The sequence below is a fragment of the Thermococcus sp. PK genome (genome assembly GCF_000430485.1).
Lineage (GTDB): Archaea > Methanobacteriota_B > Thermococci > Thermococcales > Thermococcaceae > Thermococcus_A > Thermococcus_A bergensis.
The window spans coordinates 477,036-494,140 of the sequence record NZ_KE387149.1 but is presented as its reverse complement, the minus strand read 5'-3'; the positions used below and the strand labels follow the sequence as shown (position 1 = coordinate 494,140).

Below are 17,105 nucleotides of genomic sequence, written 5' to 3'. Positions count from 1 at the left end.
ACCTCCTGAAGCCATTCAGTAACATCACCAGGCGGATCACCAAAACTAGAATGAATTCTGACAAAATTATACCAGAAGGCAAACAGAAAACAAACCTATGAACCCTCCTCCAGTCTTTACCCCTGAAATTATTCCAGAAACGCTTCGTCCTCTCCTTCAACGTCCTAAACCAGCGCTCAACACTGTTCCTCGGCCCGAAAGTCACATGCAGATAACCCAACCTCAAAACTCTTAAAAGCAGACTTATACCAGCTCGCCCTGTCAACCAGAAAGACAGGCTGCCCTTCACACGACTTTAAAACAACCAGAATGAAATCCCTGGCAACCCACCAGTTTCTAACAGTCGTAATCCAGACTGCTAAAACTTCCTTGCTCTCAACGTCAATTGCAGCCCAGAGGTATCTTTTCTTCCCGTTTGATTTTTATTACTGTTTCGTCAACTGCGATGAAGTTTCGTCTGTTTTTTGACTGCGTAGGATTTTTTGGCTTGTAAACTGCTTCTGTCGAGTTTTTGGACTGCCTCCCAGACTGTTACGTGACTGATTTTGAGTATTCTGGCGGTTTTGCCGGTAACTGAGGCCTCGCAGGTATAATTCTACTCCCCTGATTTTCTTTTCTGGTGGGATTTTGTTGCGACGAAAGGGTTTTAAGGCTGAAACCACCCAGTAAATAATGGTTTCAGACTTCATGTTCCCCCTTCTTTTTCTAAAGTACTGCCAGTAACTTAAACCTGACACCCCACAGCTTATCCTAACAGTATCTTATCTTTTTGGGAAAAGAGATTTAAAGTGGTTTTTTCGAACTTTTTTCATGATTAATTATTTCCTCTATTTCATCCTTGGGGCTGCAATAGGAGCAATAGCAGGGCTTTTTGGGGTAGGTGGAGGTTTCCTTATAGTCCCGGCACTTACTCTTACAGGATTACCTATTCACACTGCAATCGGAACAAGCCTCGCATGCATAGCAATTAGCTCTTTTGCCTCCGCTTATACTCACATTAAAAATGGAAAAGCCCTTTTTAAAGTGGTGGCAGCTAAAGAAATATTTTCAATACCTGCTGCATTAATAGGAGCCCACATGACGGCATCTTTACCGGAATCTTTCCTACGAAGGGCATTCTCAATACTGCTGTTTTATCTGGCATACAAAATGGCCACAACTCCCTCAAAACCACATTACGATGAAAACCTCAGAATAAACTACAGGAATATCCCCATAGTAGGAGTGCTTTCGGGATTTTTGTCTGGTCTGCTTGGAATAAGCGGAGGGATTCTGAACGTCCCCTTATTCCATGTTCTTGTCGGCATACCGGTTAGATACGCAATCGGAACATCTAGCGTGGCACTCTTTTTCACAGCCCTGGCTGGAACTTATGGACATTTCAAAGCGGGAAATGTGGGCATTGAAACCGCACTTCTCTTGGCTCCGGGATTAATAATAGGGGCGTATCTGGGGGCAAGAAGTGCTCACAACTTACATCCAGAAAGGTTAAAGCGCTGGTTCGCCATTATACTCATTTTGATCGGGGTTAAAATGTTGATTTAGATTAAATTAGCATTGCCCAGAGCTAAAAACAACATCCACTCTTATGGAACAATCAAAGGAAGAAAAGAAAAGGCTCTAACGAACCTTTGCTCCCAATTTCACTTCTTTTTCTGGTGTTAGAAGGGCAACGTTTTCTCCATCATCCGCTGCCAGAAGCATTCCCTGGCTTTCAACGCCTCTAAGCTTCTTTGGCTCCAAGTTTGTGATAACAGCCACATACTTGTTGAGGAGCTCCTCTTTCTTGTAGTATGCCTTTAAGCCAGCTACAAGCTGCCTGACTTCGTCCCCAAGGTCGACCTTAACAACGTAGAGCTTATCAGCGTTCGGGTGGTCTTCGACGCTGATTATCTTTCCAATTCTTATATCAATCTTGGCGAAGTCATCAAACTTAACATAGCTCATGTCTTTCCCTCCTTTTTGTTTTTTCTCCGGTGTTTTTGTTTTAACATTTTCACCATAAATTTTCCTCAAAATTACCTCGGCTTCATCCCCGAGCCTTTCTTTAGCTACCTTAACAACATCTTCCATTTTGTAATACTTATCAAGCAAAATCCTTGCACTCTCCGGATTGCCCCTGCCGATGTAGTTCACTATGTAGGCTATTATATCAGCATCCTCCACTTTTCTAAAGAGTATTTCAGCCCTTCTAACTTTGTGTCCCGGTTTAAGCGGTTCAAACTTCCATTTCTTGACTTCTTCAAGGTTTAAGAGGTGCCATATCCTTTCACTTGCGTCCGGGAGGAACGGTTCAAGGAGGATGCCCAGAGCTTTGACGATTTGGAGAGAGACGTTTACAGTCGTTCCAGTCCTAACTCTATCGCTCTTAGCCGTCTTCCAGGGCTTCTGGTAGTCAAAGTACTGGTTGCCGAAGATTGCAAGAGCCATAACCCTCTTGAGGGCTTCTTTGAACTGGTACTTTGATATTAACTCGCCAACTTCAGCAAAAGCTTTTTCTATCTCCTCGAATGCCTTCTTATCGAGCTCATCAAGCTCCCCAGCTTCTGGAACCTTTCCATCGAAGTACCTGTTAACGAAGGTCAGCGCTCTGTGCACGAAGTTTCCAAGGTTGTTTACAAGCTCCTCATTGATTTTCTTCTTGAAGTCCTCAAAGCTGAAGTCGCTATCCCTTGTTTCTGGCAGTATGGAGGTCAGATAATACCTCAAGTAGTCTGCGGGAAATGCATCGAGGAACTCATGTACCCATATAGCCCAGTTTCTGCTTGTTGAGAACTTTCTGCCTTCGAGGTTTAGGTATTCATTTGCAGGGATGTCATAGGGCAGAAGCCAGTCAAATTCGCCTTTTTCATCCTTGTACTTGCCATAAGCCATTAGGAAAGCCGGCCAGAATATGGCATGGAAGGGAACGTTGTCCTTTCCGATGAAGTGCACAATCTTCGTCTCGCCGTCATATCCACTAAGCCAGTATTTCTTCCATTCTTCCTCCTTTCCAAGCCTCTTAAAGTACTCAATCGTTATAGAGATATATCCTATAGGAGCTTCAAACCAAACGTAGAGCACTTTTCCTTTGATGTCCTCATCTTCCAGGGGCACGGGAATTCCCAAGCTGAGGTCTCTGGTTATTGCCCTCTCTTCCAATCCCTCGTTAATCCACCCCAAAACCATATTCCTGACGTTTGGCTTCCAGTGCTTCTGGTTTAAAACCCACTCCTTAAGCTTCTCCTGAAAGTCCTGCATTTTTATGTAGTAGTGGGCAGAGTCCTTGAATGTGATTGGGCTTCCACATATATTACACCTTGGGTTTACAAGCTTCTCCGGGGTTAGCGGGTGACCGCAGACCTCACACTGGTCGCCCCTCTGGTCTTCTGCGCCACAATAGGGGCATGTGCCAATAACGTATCTATCGGGAAGGAACATTTTGTCGTGCTCACAGTAAGCCTGCTTTTCAACTTTTTTAACAAGGTGCCCGTTCTCAAGGGCTTTTAAGAAGAACTCCTGGCTCAGTCTGTAGTGAACGGGAAGCTCGGTCCTCCCAAAATAATCAAAGCTTATCTTTGCCCGTTCAAATGTCGTTTTGATGTGTTCGTGGTAGTAGTCCACAATCTCCCTCGGGCTCTTGCCCTCCTTCAATGCTCTGAAAGTTATTGGAGTGCCATGTTCGTCGGTTCCGCATATGAAAATAACGTCCTCTCCTTTTAGCCTCAAATAACGCACGAATATGTCCGCTGGAAGGTAGGCTCCAGCCAGATGCCCTGCATGTATGGGCCCGTTAGCGTAAGGCAGTGCAGATGTTACAGTGAACCTCATTTCTACCACCTCCAAGAACTAACTTGCTGCCCTTTATAAGTTCTCGCCAATTTTAAATATTACGGTGAGTTATTTTCTGCATATGGAAATATATCTATTATTGCATAATCACTTGCCCATGTTGATCTCCGAGGCCTTAATGACCACACATTTTTCGGGCAACTCCACCTCCCCTCTGTAAACAATCAAAGCTCCCTCTAAAGGCATAATTGTAACCCTAATCTTTCTCAGACCAAAACCAGATGAAGAAAGCTCACCAACTACTACAAGAGGTGCCTCTTTAAGCTCTAAGAGCTTGAAAAAGCTCTCCTTGTCAACGTAAACTATTAACCCTCAACTATTAACCCTCCAGCTACAACCCTCTGCGCCGGAACCTCAATTCCACAACTCATGATACCACCAAAGTATTTTAACTATCAAAACCCAAAATTCTTTCGGTGGGAAAATGAAAGCGAGGATTAGAGAAAAGTTCGCCTTTGATGCCGCCCATGCGGTAACGATAAACGGGGAGCCTGAAGAGATTCACGGCCACACATTCAGAGGCGAAATTGTCATTGAAGGAGAAATAAAAGATGGTTACATAATGGATTTTCTGGAGCTTAGAAAGATTTTGGACAGTGCAATTGCTCCGCTAAGACATAAAAATCTAAACGTGCTTTTCGAAAACCCCACAACCGAGAACATCGCCCTCTGGATTGCCGAGAGAATTAGGGAAAACCTACCCAAAGATATTAAGCTGCACAAAATCGTCCTGTGGGAAGGAGATGAAAATGGGGTTGAGTTTGAGTTTTAAAATCCCACCAAAAAGCTAAAATTTATTAAAGCGGAGGTAGTAGAGGTGAAGAAAAATGAAAGATTTTTACATAGCACATGAAGATGACATAAAATCGGGAAAAACTACTGACGTTTACTTTATCCGAACCAAGAAGGTGTTGGAAGAAAAAGGTATACACAAAAAAGTCTTTGCCGATATTACAACAACTTCCCTTCCAAAAGGCTGGAAGTGGGGAGTACTAGCTGGAGTGGAAGAAGTTGCAAAGCTCCTCGAAGGGCACCCTGTGAACGTTTATTCTATGCCCGAAGGAACGATATTCCATCCCTACGAACCCGTAATGCAGATTGAGGGCTACTACGAAGAATTCGGGATATTTGAAACCGCACTGCTCGGAATGCTGAGCCAAGCAAGTGGAATAGCAACAGCAGCCCTTAGAGTCAAAATGGCGGCAAAGTTCAAGCCTGTGTATTCTTTCGGCATAAGGCACATGCACCCCGCAATCGCCCCGATGATTGATAGAAGTGCCTTCATAGGCGGCTGCGATGGAGTTAGTGGCGTTTTAGGTGCAGAAATGATTGGCGAAAAACCTGTAGGAACAATGCCCCACGCGTTAATTATAACCGTCGGGGACCAGGTAAAGGCATGGAAATATTTCGATGAGGTCATGCCAGAAGAAGTTCCGAGGGTGGCTCTCGTTGATACCTTCTGCGATGAAAAAATGGAGGCCCTAATGGCGGCCGAGGCTTTAGGAGAAAAGCTGGCCGCAGTGAGACTCGATACTCCAAGCTCAAGAAGGGGGAACTTCAAACGCATAGTAGAAGAAGTAAGGTGGGAGCTGGATTTAAGAGGTTACAAGCACGTTAAGATATTCCTGAGCGGAGGACTTAATGAGGAGAGCATTAAAGAGCTCGCTGACATAGCAGATGCATTCGGTGTTGGAGGAAGCATTGCAAGTGCAAAGCCTATAGACTTCTCCCTCGACATTGTTGAGGTCGAAGGAAAGCCCTTGACCAAGAGAGGAAAGCTGAGCGGCAGGAAACAGATATACAGGTGTGAAAATGGCCACTACCACAGAGTTCCAGCAGAGAAAAAGCTTGAAAAGTGTCCTGTTTGTGGAGCAAAGGTTGAACCATTGCTAAAACCACTAATTGAGAACGGAGAAATAGTTGCAGAATTACCAAAAGCAAGAGAGATTAGAGAATACGTCCTTGAGCAGGCAAAGAAATTTGGATTAACACTCGAATAGCTGTTTTCTCGTTTTTATCATTTTGTCGCCGGGATGATGAAGAGCCCGCTTAATCTCTGAGCTTTGCTGTGATGTTTGGTGGGGGCCCTGACCGCTAAATCCAAAAACAATCAACGGCTTCAAAATCCCAAAGAAGAGAAGTTAATAAAAAAGGAAAGAAGTTCATTCGACTGTAATTGCTCCTGTTGGGCAGCTTTCTGCTGCCTCTTTTGCGCACTCGGCGTCTGTTTCTGGAGCAATAACGTTTGCCTTTCCATCGTCGCCCATTTCAAAGACATCTGGGCAGATGCTTGCGCAAACTCCACATCCAATGCATGTGTCCTTATCAACACTAACTTTCATCTCCGACACCTCCAAAGGGATTCAGAGAATAAGGGGAAGCTAAGTTTAAAAACTTTATTCAAACTAAAGGTTATACTACACATTCTAAAGAAAAAGGTCAATGCTTGGGATCAAAGAAGAAAACAGAAAGCAATACAAAAGAGAAAATTGATGAGAACATCAAATCTCTTCAATGTATATACAGCTTACAGGACAAGCTTCGGCAGCCTCTCTGGCACAATCAATGAGATCTTCTCCAATAATCTCAACTTTTGGTTGGCTCTTTCCCTCATCGTTCATCTCAAAAATGTCTGGGCAGAGACTTGCACAGATAGCATCTCCTATACAAACATCTTGATCAACCCTAACCTTCCACTGGGCCATCTGAATCACCGTATTAATATAACAAAGGTTATGATATAAAGGTTTCGAACTATTAGATTAGTCTAAAAAATTTAGGAAATAACTCAGATCATTCCCAACCTTTTCTTGACTTCCTCGCTTATTCTATCCGGGGTCCAGGGCGGATCAAATGTGAGCTCTATTTCCGCATCCTTAACTCCAGGAATTTCGAGAATTTTTTGCTCTACAGCCTGAAGGAGCCACAGCGTAAGGGGACAACCAGGGGTTGTCATGGTCATCTTAACGTAGACGGTATTGTCGGGGTTTATCTTGAGCTCATATATAAGCCCCAAGTTGACAACGTCAATCCCAATTTCCGGGTCAATAACTTCTTTAAGCTTTTCGAGAATCATCTCTTCTGTGAGCTTGGTGTTTTCACTCATTTTCCTCACCTGAAAAAAGTTTCCAAACAACAAATTTAAACCTTATGGGACAAAAATGTAGAAAAGAAATTAAGTTGTGGAGCTTTCCTCATCATCGTATAGTTCCTTGCCAACTGTAATTTCCTCTTCGTAGCCCCTGGATCCCTCGATAGTTTGAATTCTAAACATATAGCTCTTGTACCAGTTGTAGGTAGGTAGAGTTTTTATTGGTAAGAGTTTCCAGGCCCTAGTTTCCTCCACGTATCCCCAGTTGACGTACTCATTAAAGTTCCTTATTATGTCAGTTATAACTACGTTGAACTCTGTTATGAGAATCTTTTCCACCTGGTGCCACTTATCGACTGAGCTTTCTCTTCTTGTAATTCCGAAGTAACCAGCACATCCCGGACCTTTGAGTGTCGCAATTCCCCTTCCAACAAACGCCCTAACAGCATCGACTGTCTCGGGAGGATCGGTGATGAAAGTATCGAACTTCCTTAAGGCATAATCTGGTAAAGGCTTTCTGAGGTCGAAGGTGAATATCTCCACGTTGCTGTAGCCGATTTCATCTGCAGTTTTCTCAATGAACTTTGTGAGTCTATCATCAATATCGAGGACTGCAATCCTCTTTGGAAGGCCTGAAAGCATGAGGGCAACGCTCGTTAGGTCGTCATCTCCAAGGACAAAGACTTCCTTATTTTCAAGATCTCCCCTCGTATGCATTAAGGCTACCCTTGCAACTGTCGTCTCGGGAGTTACATATGCCTGATCAAACTCATGCTTTGGCTCGGGCCTGTTTTTCACTATTTCTTTGAACTCCTCAAGGAGGTCCCTAAAAGCATCAAGTTCAACTGTTTTTCCTTGGCAGTGCCTGCAGGTGTAGTCTTCTCTCTTTCCAATCCCATACTTCTCCACGAGCTCCTTCCCCTTCTGGGTAAGGATTATTCCATCTTTGAACTCCACGTAGCCTAAATCGTGAAGCGCTTCAACCACTGCAACTACGAGAGGAAGTGGTTCTTCGCTAAGGTCTACTATCCTCCACGGATCGCTGCTCGCAAGAATTGCACTCAACACGTTTTCAATGGTTCTCTCATAAACGGGTATTGATGTTTTCTCTCTAACTCTCTCAACAATCGCCTTCATCTCTGCTCCCTCCATTAACTTTCATCAAAACCGTCGAAAGAAGTTCATGAAAAGCTATTTTAAAGTTTTTGGAATAAATTTTTAGCCCCACTTTCATTAGAAAAAGAGGTGAGAAAAATGGCGATATACTTTATAGGACTGGGACTTTATGATGAAAAGGACATCACCCTTAAGGGTCTAGAAATAGCGAGAAAGTGCGATTTGGTGTTTGCAGAATTTTACACCTCTCTCCTAGCCGGTACAGACATAAGGAAGATAGAAGAACAGATAGGAAAACCAATAAGACTACTAAACAGAGAAGACGTTGAGCTGAACTTTGAGAGGATAGTCCTCAGCGAGGCGAAAACCAAAAATGTTGCCTTTCTAACGGCAGGAGACCCGATGGTAGCGACAACTCATGCGGACTTAAGGATACGGGCAAAGCAAATGGGGGTAGAGAGCTACGTTATCCATGCTCCCTCCATCTACTCTGCCGTTGCCATAACCGGACTTCAAATCTACAAATTTGGGAAGAGCGCCACCGTTGCCTACCCGGAAAAGAACTGGTTCCCAACCAGCCACTATGACACAATCAAAGAAAACAAAGAACGCGGTCTTCATACGCTTCTCTTCCTCGACATTAAAGCAGACAAAGGGAGGTACATGACTGCCAACGAGGCTATGGAGATCCTCCTACAGGTAGAGGAGAAGAAAAAAGAAGGAGTTTTTACCGAAGACACCTTTGTGGTCGTCCTAGCAAGAGCAGGTTCTCTGAACCCAACACTGAAAGCTGGCTATGTAAGAGATATGATGAAAGAAGACTTCGGAAAGCAGCCACACGTTTTAATAGTCCCTGGAAAGCTACACATAGTTGAGGCGGAGTATTTGGTAGCCTTTGCCAATGCTCCCAAGCAGATATTAAATGAAGTGTAGCTTTTTTCTTTCTCTGTTTATTGGGGCAATGTAACGCTGGTAAAACTCCCTCAGCTTCCTTGTGTGCTCCTCCACCCATTCTCCGCTGACTTTTCTCCTTGCAACCCCATCTTTTACGGCCTGCTCAGCAACTGCCCTCGCTTCCTTGGGATACACATCGGGATGGAACGGGGTGGGGATTATGTAGTCTTCTGACAGCTCTTCATCGCTCACACAGCTCGCTATAGCCTCAGCCGCAGCTATGTTCATGTTCAGGGTGATTTCCCTTGCCCTGACATCCAAAGCCCCTCTAAAAATTCCCGGAAAGCCCAAGACGTTGTTAATCTGGTTTGGGTAATCACTTCTCCCAGTTGCAACTATTCTTGCCCCGGCTTTCTTGGCCTTTTCGGGCGCAATTTCCGGAACCGGATTCGCCATTGCAAAAACCACTGCATCGTCCGCCATCTTTTTGATCATCTCTCCGCTGACGATATTTCCAGTGCTTACGCCTATGAAAACATCAGCCCCCTCAAGCGCCTTTGAAAGGTCGCCCTCAATGTTGTGGATGTTAAACCTTGCAACTTCCCTTTTGTATGGGTTCAGGTCGTCCCTCCCCTCGTGGATTATCCCTTTTCTGTCAACCGTTACTATTTCCCTAACCCCTACGTGGTGCAGAAGCTTCGCTATGGCAATTCCTGCAGCGCCCGCGCCGCTTATGGCGACCTTTATATCACCAAAGTCCTTTCCAACAAGCTTGAGAGCGTTCATTAAACCTGCAAGGGCCACAACGGCCGTGCCGTGCTGGTCATCATGAAAGACCGGGATGTCGAGATCTTTCTTAAGCCTTTCCTCGATTTCAAAGCACCTTGGAGCGGAGATGTCCTCTAAGTTTATGCCCCCAAAGCCCTTTGAAATCAGCTTAATTGTGTTTACAATCTCATCCACGTCATTGCTGTCCACCAGTATTGGGAACGCATCCACACCAGCCAGGGCTTTGAAGAGAACGCATTTGCCTTCCATCACGGGCATGCCCGCTAAAACTCCAATGTTGCCCAAACCAAGTATCGCAGAGCCATCTGTAACCACAGCCACAGTGTTTGGTATGGATGTATAGTCTTCGTGGCTCTCCCCATTTGCTATAGCCTTACAGGGCTCAGCAACGCCCGGAGTGTATGCCAGGCTTAGGCCATAGAAGTCCTCAACTTTGACCTTCGGAATAACCTCTATTTTTCCATTTCCCGGAAAGTTGTTTCGATGGTAATCGAGGGCATCCCTTTCAAGCTTTTTTCTTTGTTCTTCGCTAATCCTCATGAATTCATCCCCTATCTTGTGAGACTTCTTTCAATTAAACTCTTTCCATGCATTTGTTTGACACTTTTATGTTCAAAATGTTTAAATATGCTGGTTGTTTTATCATTTTCGTATCAATTAGAGGTGGGAGAAATGAGGGCTCTTGAGAGATATTTCGAGTTTGAGAAGTACAGAACGGATATGAGAACCGAAATTTTAGCAGGAATAACCACTTTCATGACAATGGCTTACATTCTCTTCGTAAACCCCGCAATCTTAAGCGATGCAATGGGAAAAGAGGCCTTTAACTCACTTGTGGCGGTAACGGCACTTGCGGCAGGAATTTCCACGATAATAATGGGTGTCTATGCAAAAAAGCCCTTTGCTCTGGCTCCGGGAATGGGACTAAATGCCTACTTTGCCTACAGTGTCGTGCTTGGAATGGGCTACGATTGGAGAGTGGCACTTGCAGCAGTTTTTGTTGAGGGAATAATCTTCATAATACTTAGCATTACCAAAGTTAGGAGCGCAATAATACATGCAATTCCACTAAGCCAGAAATATGCCGTTGGAGCAGGAATAGGACTTTTCTTGACATTGATAGGCCTCAATGACGTTGGTCTTCTAACCGCCTTTGTTGACAACAACGGAGTGCTCAAGTTCACCGGGTTTAATGCCTCAGTACTCGGAACAAAAGCAGGTCTTTTGTTCCTATTCGGGCTGTTCTTAGCTGCAATCCTCATAAGTCTCCGAGTGAAGGGTGCTCTATTAATTTCAATCCTTACCACAAGCATTTTGGGATGGATAAGCGGAGCTGCACCCTGGCCAGAACATCTCTTCTCAACTCCAGACATAAGCTACACCTTCCTAAAGCTTGACCTTCAAGGTCTCCTCAACATAGGGGCAATTGGTGTAGTTTTTGCCTTCTTCATGGTCGACTTCTTTGACACCCTTGGAACAATAACGGGGTTAAGTGCCAAAGCAGGTTTCCTGACAAAAGAAGGCAAAGTGCCGGATGCAGAGAAAGTCCTCTTGACGGATGCAATAGGCACAACACTTGGAGCACTCCTTGGAACTTCAACAGTAACAACGTACATAGAAAGCGCCGCTGGAATTGAAGAGGGCGGAAGAACAGGGATGACAGCCCTGGTGACAGGTCTGCTCTTCCTTGCCATAGGATTGTTCATAGCACCCATTGCGCAAGCAATTCCTGCTTTTGCTACCGCACCGGCTCTCGTTATAGTTGGTTACTACATGCTGAGCGCAATAAGAGGAGTTGACTTCGACGACGCAACCGAAGCTATCCCGGCGTTTCTAGTGCTTATCACAATACCCTACACATATTCAATAGCAGACGGAATAGGAATGGGCTTCATAAGCTACACGATAATAAAGCTGTTCAGCGGAAGAGGAAAAGAGATACACCCACTGATGTACGTATTGGCATTGATCTTCATGGGCTACTTTGCCTACTTAGGAGGACTCTTTTGAGTTTCCGCTTCTTCTTTTTCCATGTGTTCTTTAAGAAATTGCTTGAGGACATAGGGGCAATGCTCCTGGATATACTGTGCGAACTCTTTCATCCTCTCAGCGGTAATTTCATGAACGTAATGCTCAAACTGGCACGCATCTTCCTCCGCTATTTCTGGAGGAATTCCAAGTATCTCGGTGAAAAACTTCATCAGGAGAACGTGCTTTTGGTAGGTCTCTTTAGCTATTTCAAGCCCTTTTTCGGTTAAAAGAATCCTATCGTACTTTTCATAATTTATCAAACCTTTTTCATTTAGCTTTTTCAGTGCATCAACTACACTCGGTGGCCTAACACCCAGTTTTTTTGAAATATCTTTTACTCTGATTACACCCTTATTCTTTTGAAGTATGTACATAGTCTCAAGGTACTCTTCCTCTCTCTTTGTTATTTCCACAAACCTCACCTGAATTAGTTTAACCTAAATAATTTAAGTGCTTTTTGGTTACACCAAAAATGATAAAGAGGGATCATTTAGCAAGTTCCATTCCCCTTTCAAAAGCCTTAATGTTAATTTCCCAAAGCTTTGGCTTTAATGTTTCCTGAATCCCCTCTATAATGCTCTCTTTCTTTAGTGGAATCAAGCCCTTACCATAAGCGAACCCAAGCATCAGCACTCCCAGAGTGCGTGGGTTTATCTTATCTGCCTCTTTCTGGAAGTTCTCCATTTCAACGGCACATATCTTTGAAAGGGCGTTGCGTATTTCCTCAAGACTCGGATACTTCTCTTTTCCAACCAATGTTGTGGCCGTATGAACGGGATAAGCGTTTACTATTGCATGGCTCTTATGGTTTAGGAACCTTGCATTCCTCAAGGCCTCAGCCGGTTCGAGGGCAAGCATCAAATCCGCTTCCCCTTCTTCGATGAGGGGAGAATAAACTTCCTCTCCAAATCGGAGATAGCTGAGCACACTGCCATAGCGCTGACTCATACCAAGGGTTTCGCCTATTCTAACATTGTACCCCTCTTTCATCGCAGCGTTTCCGATAATTCTTGACAGAGTAAGCCCACCCTGGCCCCCAACTCCCGCGATTATAAGATTGAACTCCACAATCACCACCAATAAAACTAAGGGCAGAAAGGTTAAAAATCTGGCGGAAGGTTTATTTGGTGACCAGTCTTAGTCTTTAACATGGGATTCAAAGAGTACTATCGCAAATTTAAGGCATATACCGACATAGACTCCAAAGAATATCAAAGGAGACTAGAAGAACTTGAACCTCACTTGCTCAGGTTTCTAAAGGAAAAAGGGAAAGTTTTAGACTTAGCATGTGGCGTAGGGGGATTTTCCTTCCTTCTTGAAGAGTACGGCTTTGAGGTTGTGGGAATTGATATAGACGATGAGATGATTAAAAAAGCAAGAGAATACGCAAAAGAAAAAAATTCTAAGGTGGAATTTATTGTTGGGGACGCAAGAAAGTTGCCCTTTGAAGATGAAACGTTTGATTACGTTCTCTTTCTCGGAAATACAACTGTCCACTTCTCACCTAAAGAACTTAATGAAGTCTTTAAAGAAGTTAAAAGAGTTCTCAAAAAAGATGGGCTGTTTCTGATAAATTTTGTGGACATGAGAGAACTCCTTTCAAGAGTCCAAATGGGAACTGTTGTTGGAGAGGAGTACTGGATAAGTAGCGTCATGATTGACGACGAAGAAAAAAGCGCCGTAATAGAGTATAAGAGTGAGAAAAATTCATTTAGGATAAAGTTCACGATATGGGGAAAAACTGCCGTAGAGTTGCTTGCAAAACTTTACTTCACTCCCATAGAAAGCGTTAAGCTTGGTGAAATGTCATATCTAAATGTGTATAAAAAATAAAAAATCAACCTTCAAGCCTAAGCCTCTTTATCACGAATTCCTTATCGAGCGATGCCAAGAAGGGAGCAAGTCTTGGCCCCCTGTCTTTTCCTATGAAGAGGTTGTAGAGAACTTTGAAGTACTTCTTGCTTGGGATGCTCCTCTTCTTGGCGGCGTCAAAGATAATCGAATTAAACTCATCGACGGTGAATTTTTCTCTTTCCTCAAGCCAATCTGCAACTTCTCTGAGAGCATCTTTTATTTCTTCGCTTATCTCAATTTGTGGGAGTTCTTCCTGGAGCTCAAATTTAACATCCTCCGGAGCATATTTTTCGACCCAGTTTTTGGCAAGATATATCCTGAGGCGAATTCTGTTAAGGTCTTCCTCGTCAAGCTGTGCCGGAACGTGACCCTGTTCTTTTAGTATTTCAATTATCTTCTCTTCAGTTAGGTGAGGCATCTGGACGAGCACCACGAGAAATCTAAACGGGGCCTGAGCAACCAGACGGCTCGGGAGGGAAGGCATTGAAAGCTCGTATGTCCTCTTGAGTTCTTCAGCTTCCTCGGGATTTTTGGCCTCCTCCAAGCCAAAGTACAGCCTCTCAACACTATCAAACTCGTCGTAAAGATTCAGCAAGCCCAAGCCTAAGTCGATCTTGATTTCCTTGTTTGGCCTGTGCCTTGCGTAGATGAACCTTATGACACCAGGCTCAAGAACTTCATAGAGATCGCTTAGTAGGATAACGTTGCCCTTGCTACCGCTCATTTTGCCCTTTTGGCCCTTTATGCCAACGAATTCATACATGAGCGTCATTGGAGCTTTCCAGCCAAAGATTTTCTCAACTATCTCCTTTCCGGTATCGTATGAACTTCCCGCTGCGAGGTGGTCTTTTCCAGCAGGTTCAAAATCTACTTTGAAATGCGCCCATCTCATTGGCCAATCAACACGCCAGCGGAGCTTGACGTTGCCCTCTCTTATGTCGGTCTCGCCCTCGGCGCCACAGTGAGAACACCTATAGGCGACCTTCCACTCACCATCCCATTTAACAAACTCCGCTTCTTTTCTGCACTTTGGACAGTAAATCTGTATCGGTTGCCAGTCCTTCGGCAGATGGGGCTGCTTCGCCATATCCCTAAACTTGTTCAAGATTTCCATTATTTCACTTCTCTTTTCCAAGGCAAGTCTAATTTCGTTTGCGTATTCCCCGCTCTTGTAGAGCCTGCTTGCCCTTAGAAAATCAACCTCAATCCCAAGCTTTTCAACTTCTTCTTCAAAGATACTCATAAAATGATCCGCGTAGCTGTTGTGACATCCCCATGGGTCTGGAACTTCGCTCACAGGCATGGTTAGGTATTCGCTCCACTCCTTGGGGACGTTCTTTGGTACCTTTCTAAAGCGATCGTAATCGTCCCACATGTGAATGTGTCTAACTTTCTTTCCTTTATCCCTCAGTGCATGTCCCACAATATAGGCCGTAAAAAGCTCTCTAAAGTTCCCTATATGAACGTAACCACTCGGCGTTATTCCACTTTCCACCACATACTCTTCTTTGTCTCCTCTCTCTTTGATGATCTTTTCTGCCATATAGTCAGCCCAATGAACCATTCCCCTCACCTGCAGGTAATTATGAGAGACACTTTTTAAGCTTTGGCTAGCTAAGATATCAAACAGTCTTCAACATTCAGAAACCACTAAGAAACTGGACAAAAGATATATTAGTTTCCCCAACATTTAATTGCTTGGTTGGTGAAATCAATGCCCCCTGCATGGCTACTTTATGCCGGCATTGCGGCTACTATCATTATCCTCACGATAGGATTTACAAAAAAGCTTGGAGGGGAATATGCTTGGATCAATAGAAAGATAATCCACTTCAGCATTACGCCTGCGGCAGTACTCTACTATTTTGAAAAAATTCCAAAAGAGGTCTTTGCCCCTGCAGCTTTTGCCTTTGCAGTGGTTCAGTTAATATTTCATCTAAAGAAGGAAAAGCTTTCTTGGTATCAGCTGGATAAGAACTACGGAGAGGTGTTCTTTGCCTTGTCCGCTTCTTTTGTGGTTGCTTTTCTTCCAAGAGAGTACGCAACAGCGGTGTTGCTTGTTATGGCTATAAGTGATGGTATTACCGGTATTCTGAGATTTTATTATTTCAAAAGAAACGGGCACAATGTGAAACTCAAAAAACACTGGAGCGGCAGCTTGGGATACTTCATAACAGCTCTTTTAATAGCGTTTGCAGTTCTCCCGGAAAGCTCATGCGCAATAAAAATAGTATGGAGCGGAATACTAACACTGGCAGAGTATCAAAGGTTTCTAGACGATAACCTAGCCGTCCCCCTCGTGGCCACTTTTCTCTATCCGCTAGTTTAACTATTCGGCCCATCTTACTTTGAGGCTGTCTTTTTTCACTTTAACGAACTCTTCAACCAGGGCCTTTCCGCTCTTTTCCATAAACTCCTGAATATCAAGAATTCCAAGCTCTTCAAGCCCGATTGCATTAACGCCCTCTGGAATTCCTTTTGCCTCAACGTTTATCCCGATGTGTATCTTTATGCTAACCGGTGAAACAGTAGCTATTGAAATGCTAAGCTTCCTGCCATCAACGTAGATGTCATCCCCTTTCCGGGAGGTTTTTATGCCATATTCCCCCAGCAGCTCGCAAAGCTTTGCTATGAAGAGCTTTTGAAGAGCAGAAGCCAGGAGGACATTGGGAAAATCAAAGATTTCTATTATATAGTGAACCATGTCATCGCTTTTAATTTCCTTCTTCTGCCTGAGGTCTTCAATATCAATCATTTCCTCAACTTTTACATCACATTTTCCCCTAAAGACCACAAGAGAATTCCCCAAAATCCCAAAGTTTCTGTAAGCCCAGTGACTTCTTATAGCCGAGCCATCATAGTCTATACGTCTGTCTTTAATCACGAGGAGTTCCACTTCAATCACCTCGCTCAAGAAGTTCTCTTAATTCTTCAAATGACTTTGCATCGACCCACATCTGGATGAACTTAATATCGGGAAAGATAGTCCTAATATCATCGATATGTATAGCTCTATCGTCCACGTAGATTATTTCTTCAAGACTGTAACCTATTGAGGTTAGTTCTTCCACGGTTCGCTTTATCATATCAGCTTTGTTGGGATGCCCTTCAATTTTTGGAAACATGAAGTAATCCCAGAGACCAAAGCCTTCAAGAATTGGTCTAACTCTCTCTTCCAAGTTCCAGCTGGCTATCGTAAGGATAAAGCGTTCGCTGGCCCATTCAAGGAAATCCCTAACGCCTGGAAACAGATGGAGCTCCTTCTTATAGGCATCAATTAGCATATCCCCTTGGAACTTATAAGGTGGAACGAGCTGTGAAGCATCCTCATGATCCCATAGAGTACCATCTAAATCAAGCACTAACAATTTCAATTTTACCACCAGAAAGGACTCGAGAACACAGTTTTTGATACTGTCAGGATAACTGGGGTATCACCTCCTGAAGCCATTCAGTCACATCACCAGGCGGTCCACCAAACCAAGAATGAATTCTAACA

17 protein-coding genes and 3 pseudogenes are annotated in these 17,105 nt (G+C 44.0%); 7 read left to right on the top strand and 13 right to left on the bottom strand.

All coding sequences use genetic code 11. The features are described 5' to 3' along the window. A pseudogene (locus THEPK_RS13775) lies at positions 1–689 on the bottom strand (IS6 family transposase); the annotation flags it as partial. Positions 690–810: 121 nt separating this feature from the next. Between THEPK_RS13775 and THEPK_RS04575 the strand changes: the two are divergent. Continuing rightward, on the top strand, positions 811–1,545 hold the full coding sequence (locus THEPK_RS04575) for a sulfite exporter TauE/SafE family protein (protein WP_042698876.1): 735 nt from the start codon (positions 811–813) through the stop codon (positions 1,543–1,545). Between the two features lie 75 nt (positions 1,546–1,620). On the opposite strand, the gene metG is transcribed toward THEPK_RS04575, so the two are convergent. Then, the gene (gene metG / locus THEPK_RS04570; RefSeq protein WP_042698873.1) at positions 1,621–3,810 is read right to left on the bottom strand and encodes a methionine--tRNA ligase; all 2,190 of its coding nucleotides are present in this window, start codon (positions 3,808–3,810) and stop codon (positions 1,621–1,623) included. A gap of 445 nt (positions 3,811–4,255) precedes the next feature. On the opposite strand from metG, the gene THEPK_RS04560 reads away from it, so the two are divergent. Together THEPK_RS04560 and THEPK_RS04555 are read left to right on the top strand one after the other, a co-directional pair. Further along, positions 4,256–4,603, top strand: coding sequence for a 6-pyruvoyl trahydropterin synthase family protein (locus tag THEPK_RS04560; protein WP_042698871.1), 348 nt, complete (start codon positions 4,256–4,258; stop codon positions 4,601–4,603). 55 nt (positions 4,604–4,658) lie between these two features. Then, positions 4,659–5,831: a nicotinate phosphoribosyltransferase gene (locus tag THEPK_RS04555; protein WP_042698866.1), complete on the top strand. Its 1,173-nt coding sequence runs from the start codon at positions 4,659–4,661 to the stop codon at positions 5,829–5,831. A 162-nt stretch (positions 5,832–5,993) separates the two neighbouring features. Here THEPK_RS04555 and THEPK_RS04550 read toward each other — a convergent pair whose 3' ends face one another. The 4 genes and pseudogenes from THEPK_RS04550 to bpsA all read right to left on the bottom strand — a co-directional run bounded on the left by THEPK_RS04550 (position 5,994) and on the right by bpsA (position 8,059). Continuing rightward, positions 5,994–6,173, bottom strand: a complete 180-nt coding sequence (locus THEPK_RS04550) for a ferredoxin (RefSeq protein WP_042698863.1) — start codon at positions 6,171–6,173, stop codon at positions 5,994–5,996. 159 nt (positions 6,174–6,332) lie between these two features. Next, a complete protein-coding gene (locus tag THEPK_RS04545; protein WP_042698860.1) occupies positions 6,333–6,536 on the bottom strand; it encodes a ferredoxin in 204 nt (67 codons plus the stop codon). A gap of 83 nt (positions 6,537–6,619) precedes the next feature. Next, a pseudogene (locus tag THEPK_RS04540) lies at positions 6,620–6,931 on the bottom strand (metal-sulfur cluster assembly factor); the annotation flags it as partial. Positions 6,932–7,006: 75 nt separating this feature from the next. Continuing rightward, positions 7,007–8,059 (bottom strand): N(4)-bis(aminopropyl)spermidine synthase, encoded by a 1,053-nt coding sequence (bpsA, locus tag THEPK_RS04535; RefSeq protein ID WP_042700572.1) that lies wholly within the window; start codon positions 8,057–8,059, stop codon positions 7,007–7,009. A gap of 117 nt (positions 8,060–8,176) precedes the next feature. Here bpsA and dph5 point away from each other — a divergent pair, with 117 nt between their 5' ends. Next, a complete protein-coding gene (dph5, locus tag THEPK_RS04530; protein ID WP_042698855.1) occupies positions 8,177–8,971 on the top strand; it encodes a diphthine synthase in 795 nt (264 codons plus the stop codon). Here dph5 and THEPK_RS04525 read toward each other — a convergent pair. Further along, positions 8,957–10,261, bottom strand: coding sequence for an NAD(P)-dependent malic enzyme (locus tag THEPK_RS04525; RefSeq protein WP_042698853.1), 1,305 nt, complete (start codon positions 10,259–10,261; stop codon positions 8,957–8,959). The two genes, dph5 and THEPK_RS04525, sit on opposite strands and share 15 nt — an antisense overlap. 132 nt (positions 10,262–10,393) lie before the next feature. Here THEPK_RS04525 and THEPK_RS04520 point away from each other — a divergent pair, with 132 nt between their 5' ends. Next, positions 10,394–11,731 carry an NCS2 family permease gene (locus tag THEPK_RS04520; protein WP_042698850.1) on the top strand — a complete coding sequence of 446 codons (1,338 nt, stop codon included), beginning with the start codon at positions 10,394–10,396 and terminating at the stop codon, positions 11,729–11,731. On the opposite strand, the gene THEPK_RS04515 is transcribed toward THEPK_RS04520, so the two are convergent. After that, entirely contained in the window at positions 11,710–12,165 is a 456-nt protein-coding gene (locus THEPK_RS04515) for a metal-dependent transcriptional regulator (RefSeq protein ID WP_042698847.1), read from the bottom strand. The two genes, THEPK_RS04520 and THEPK_RS04515, sit on opposite strands and share 22 nt — an antisense overlap. 73 nt (positions 12,166–12,238) lie before the next feature. Next, the gene (locus THEPK_RS04510; protein WP_042698843.1) at positions 12,239–12,820 is read right to left on the bottom strand and encodes an indolepyruvate oxidoreductase subunit beta; all 582 of its coding nucleotides are present in this window, start codon (positions 12,818–12,820) and stop codon (positions 12,239–12,241) included. Positions 12,821–12,901: 81 nt separating this feature from the next. On the opposite strand from THEPK_RS04510, the gene THEPK_RS04505 reads away from it, so the two are divergent. Next, the gene (locus THEPK_RS04505; protein ID WP_042698841.1) at positions 12,902–13,585 is read left to right on the top strand and encodes a class I SAM-dependent methyltransferase; all 684 of its coding nucleotides are present in this window, start codon (positions 12,902–12,904) and stop codon (positions 13,583–13,585) included. A 4-nt stretch (positions 13,586–13,589) separates the two neighbouring features. Here the strand turns inward: THEPK_RS04505 and lysS are convergent, their stop codons facing one another. Further along, on the bottom strand, positions 13,590–15,170 hold the full coding sequence (gene lysS, locus THEPK_RS04500; protein WP_042698838.1) for a lysine--tRNA ligase: 1,581 nt from the start codon (positions 15,168–15,170) through the stop codon (positions 13,590–13,592). 150 nt (positions 15,171–15,320) lie between these two features. Between lysS and THEPK_RS04495 the strand changes: the two genes are divergently transcribed. Next, on the top strand, positions 15,321–15,935 hold the full coding sequence (locus THEPK_RS04495; RefSeq protein ID WP_042698835.1) for a diacylglycerol/polyprenol kinase family protein: 615 nt from the start codon (positions 15,321–15,323) through the stop codon (positions 15,933–15,935). On the opposite strand, the gene THEPK_RS04490 is transcribed toward THEPK_RS04495, so the two are convergent. From THEPK_RS04490 to THEPK_RS13005, 3 genes and pseudogenes are all read right to left on the bottom strand, one after another. Then, the gene (locus THEPK_RS04490) at positions 15,936–16,502 is read right to left on the bottom strand and encodes a DUF366 family protein (RefSeq protein WP_004067723.1); all 567 of its coding nucleotides are present in this window, start codon (positions 16,500–16,502) and stop codon (positions 15,936–15,938) included. A gap of 1 nt (position 16,503) precedes the next feature. Then, positions 16,504–16,980, bottom strand: coding sequence for a magnesium-dependent phosphatase-1 (locus THEPK_RS04485; protein WP_004067722.1), 477 nt, complete (start codon positions 16,978–16,980; stop codon positions 16,504–16,506). Between the two features lie 43 nt (positions 16,981–17,023). Continuing rightward, a pseudogene (locus THEPK_RS13005) lies at positions 17,024–17,105 on the bottom strand (IS6 family transposase); the annotation flags it as partial.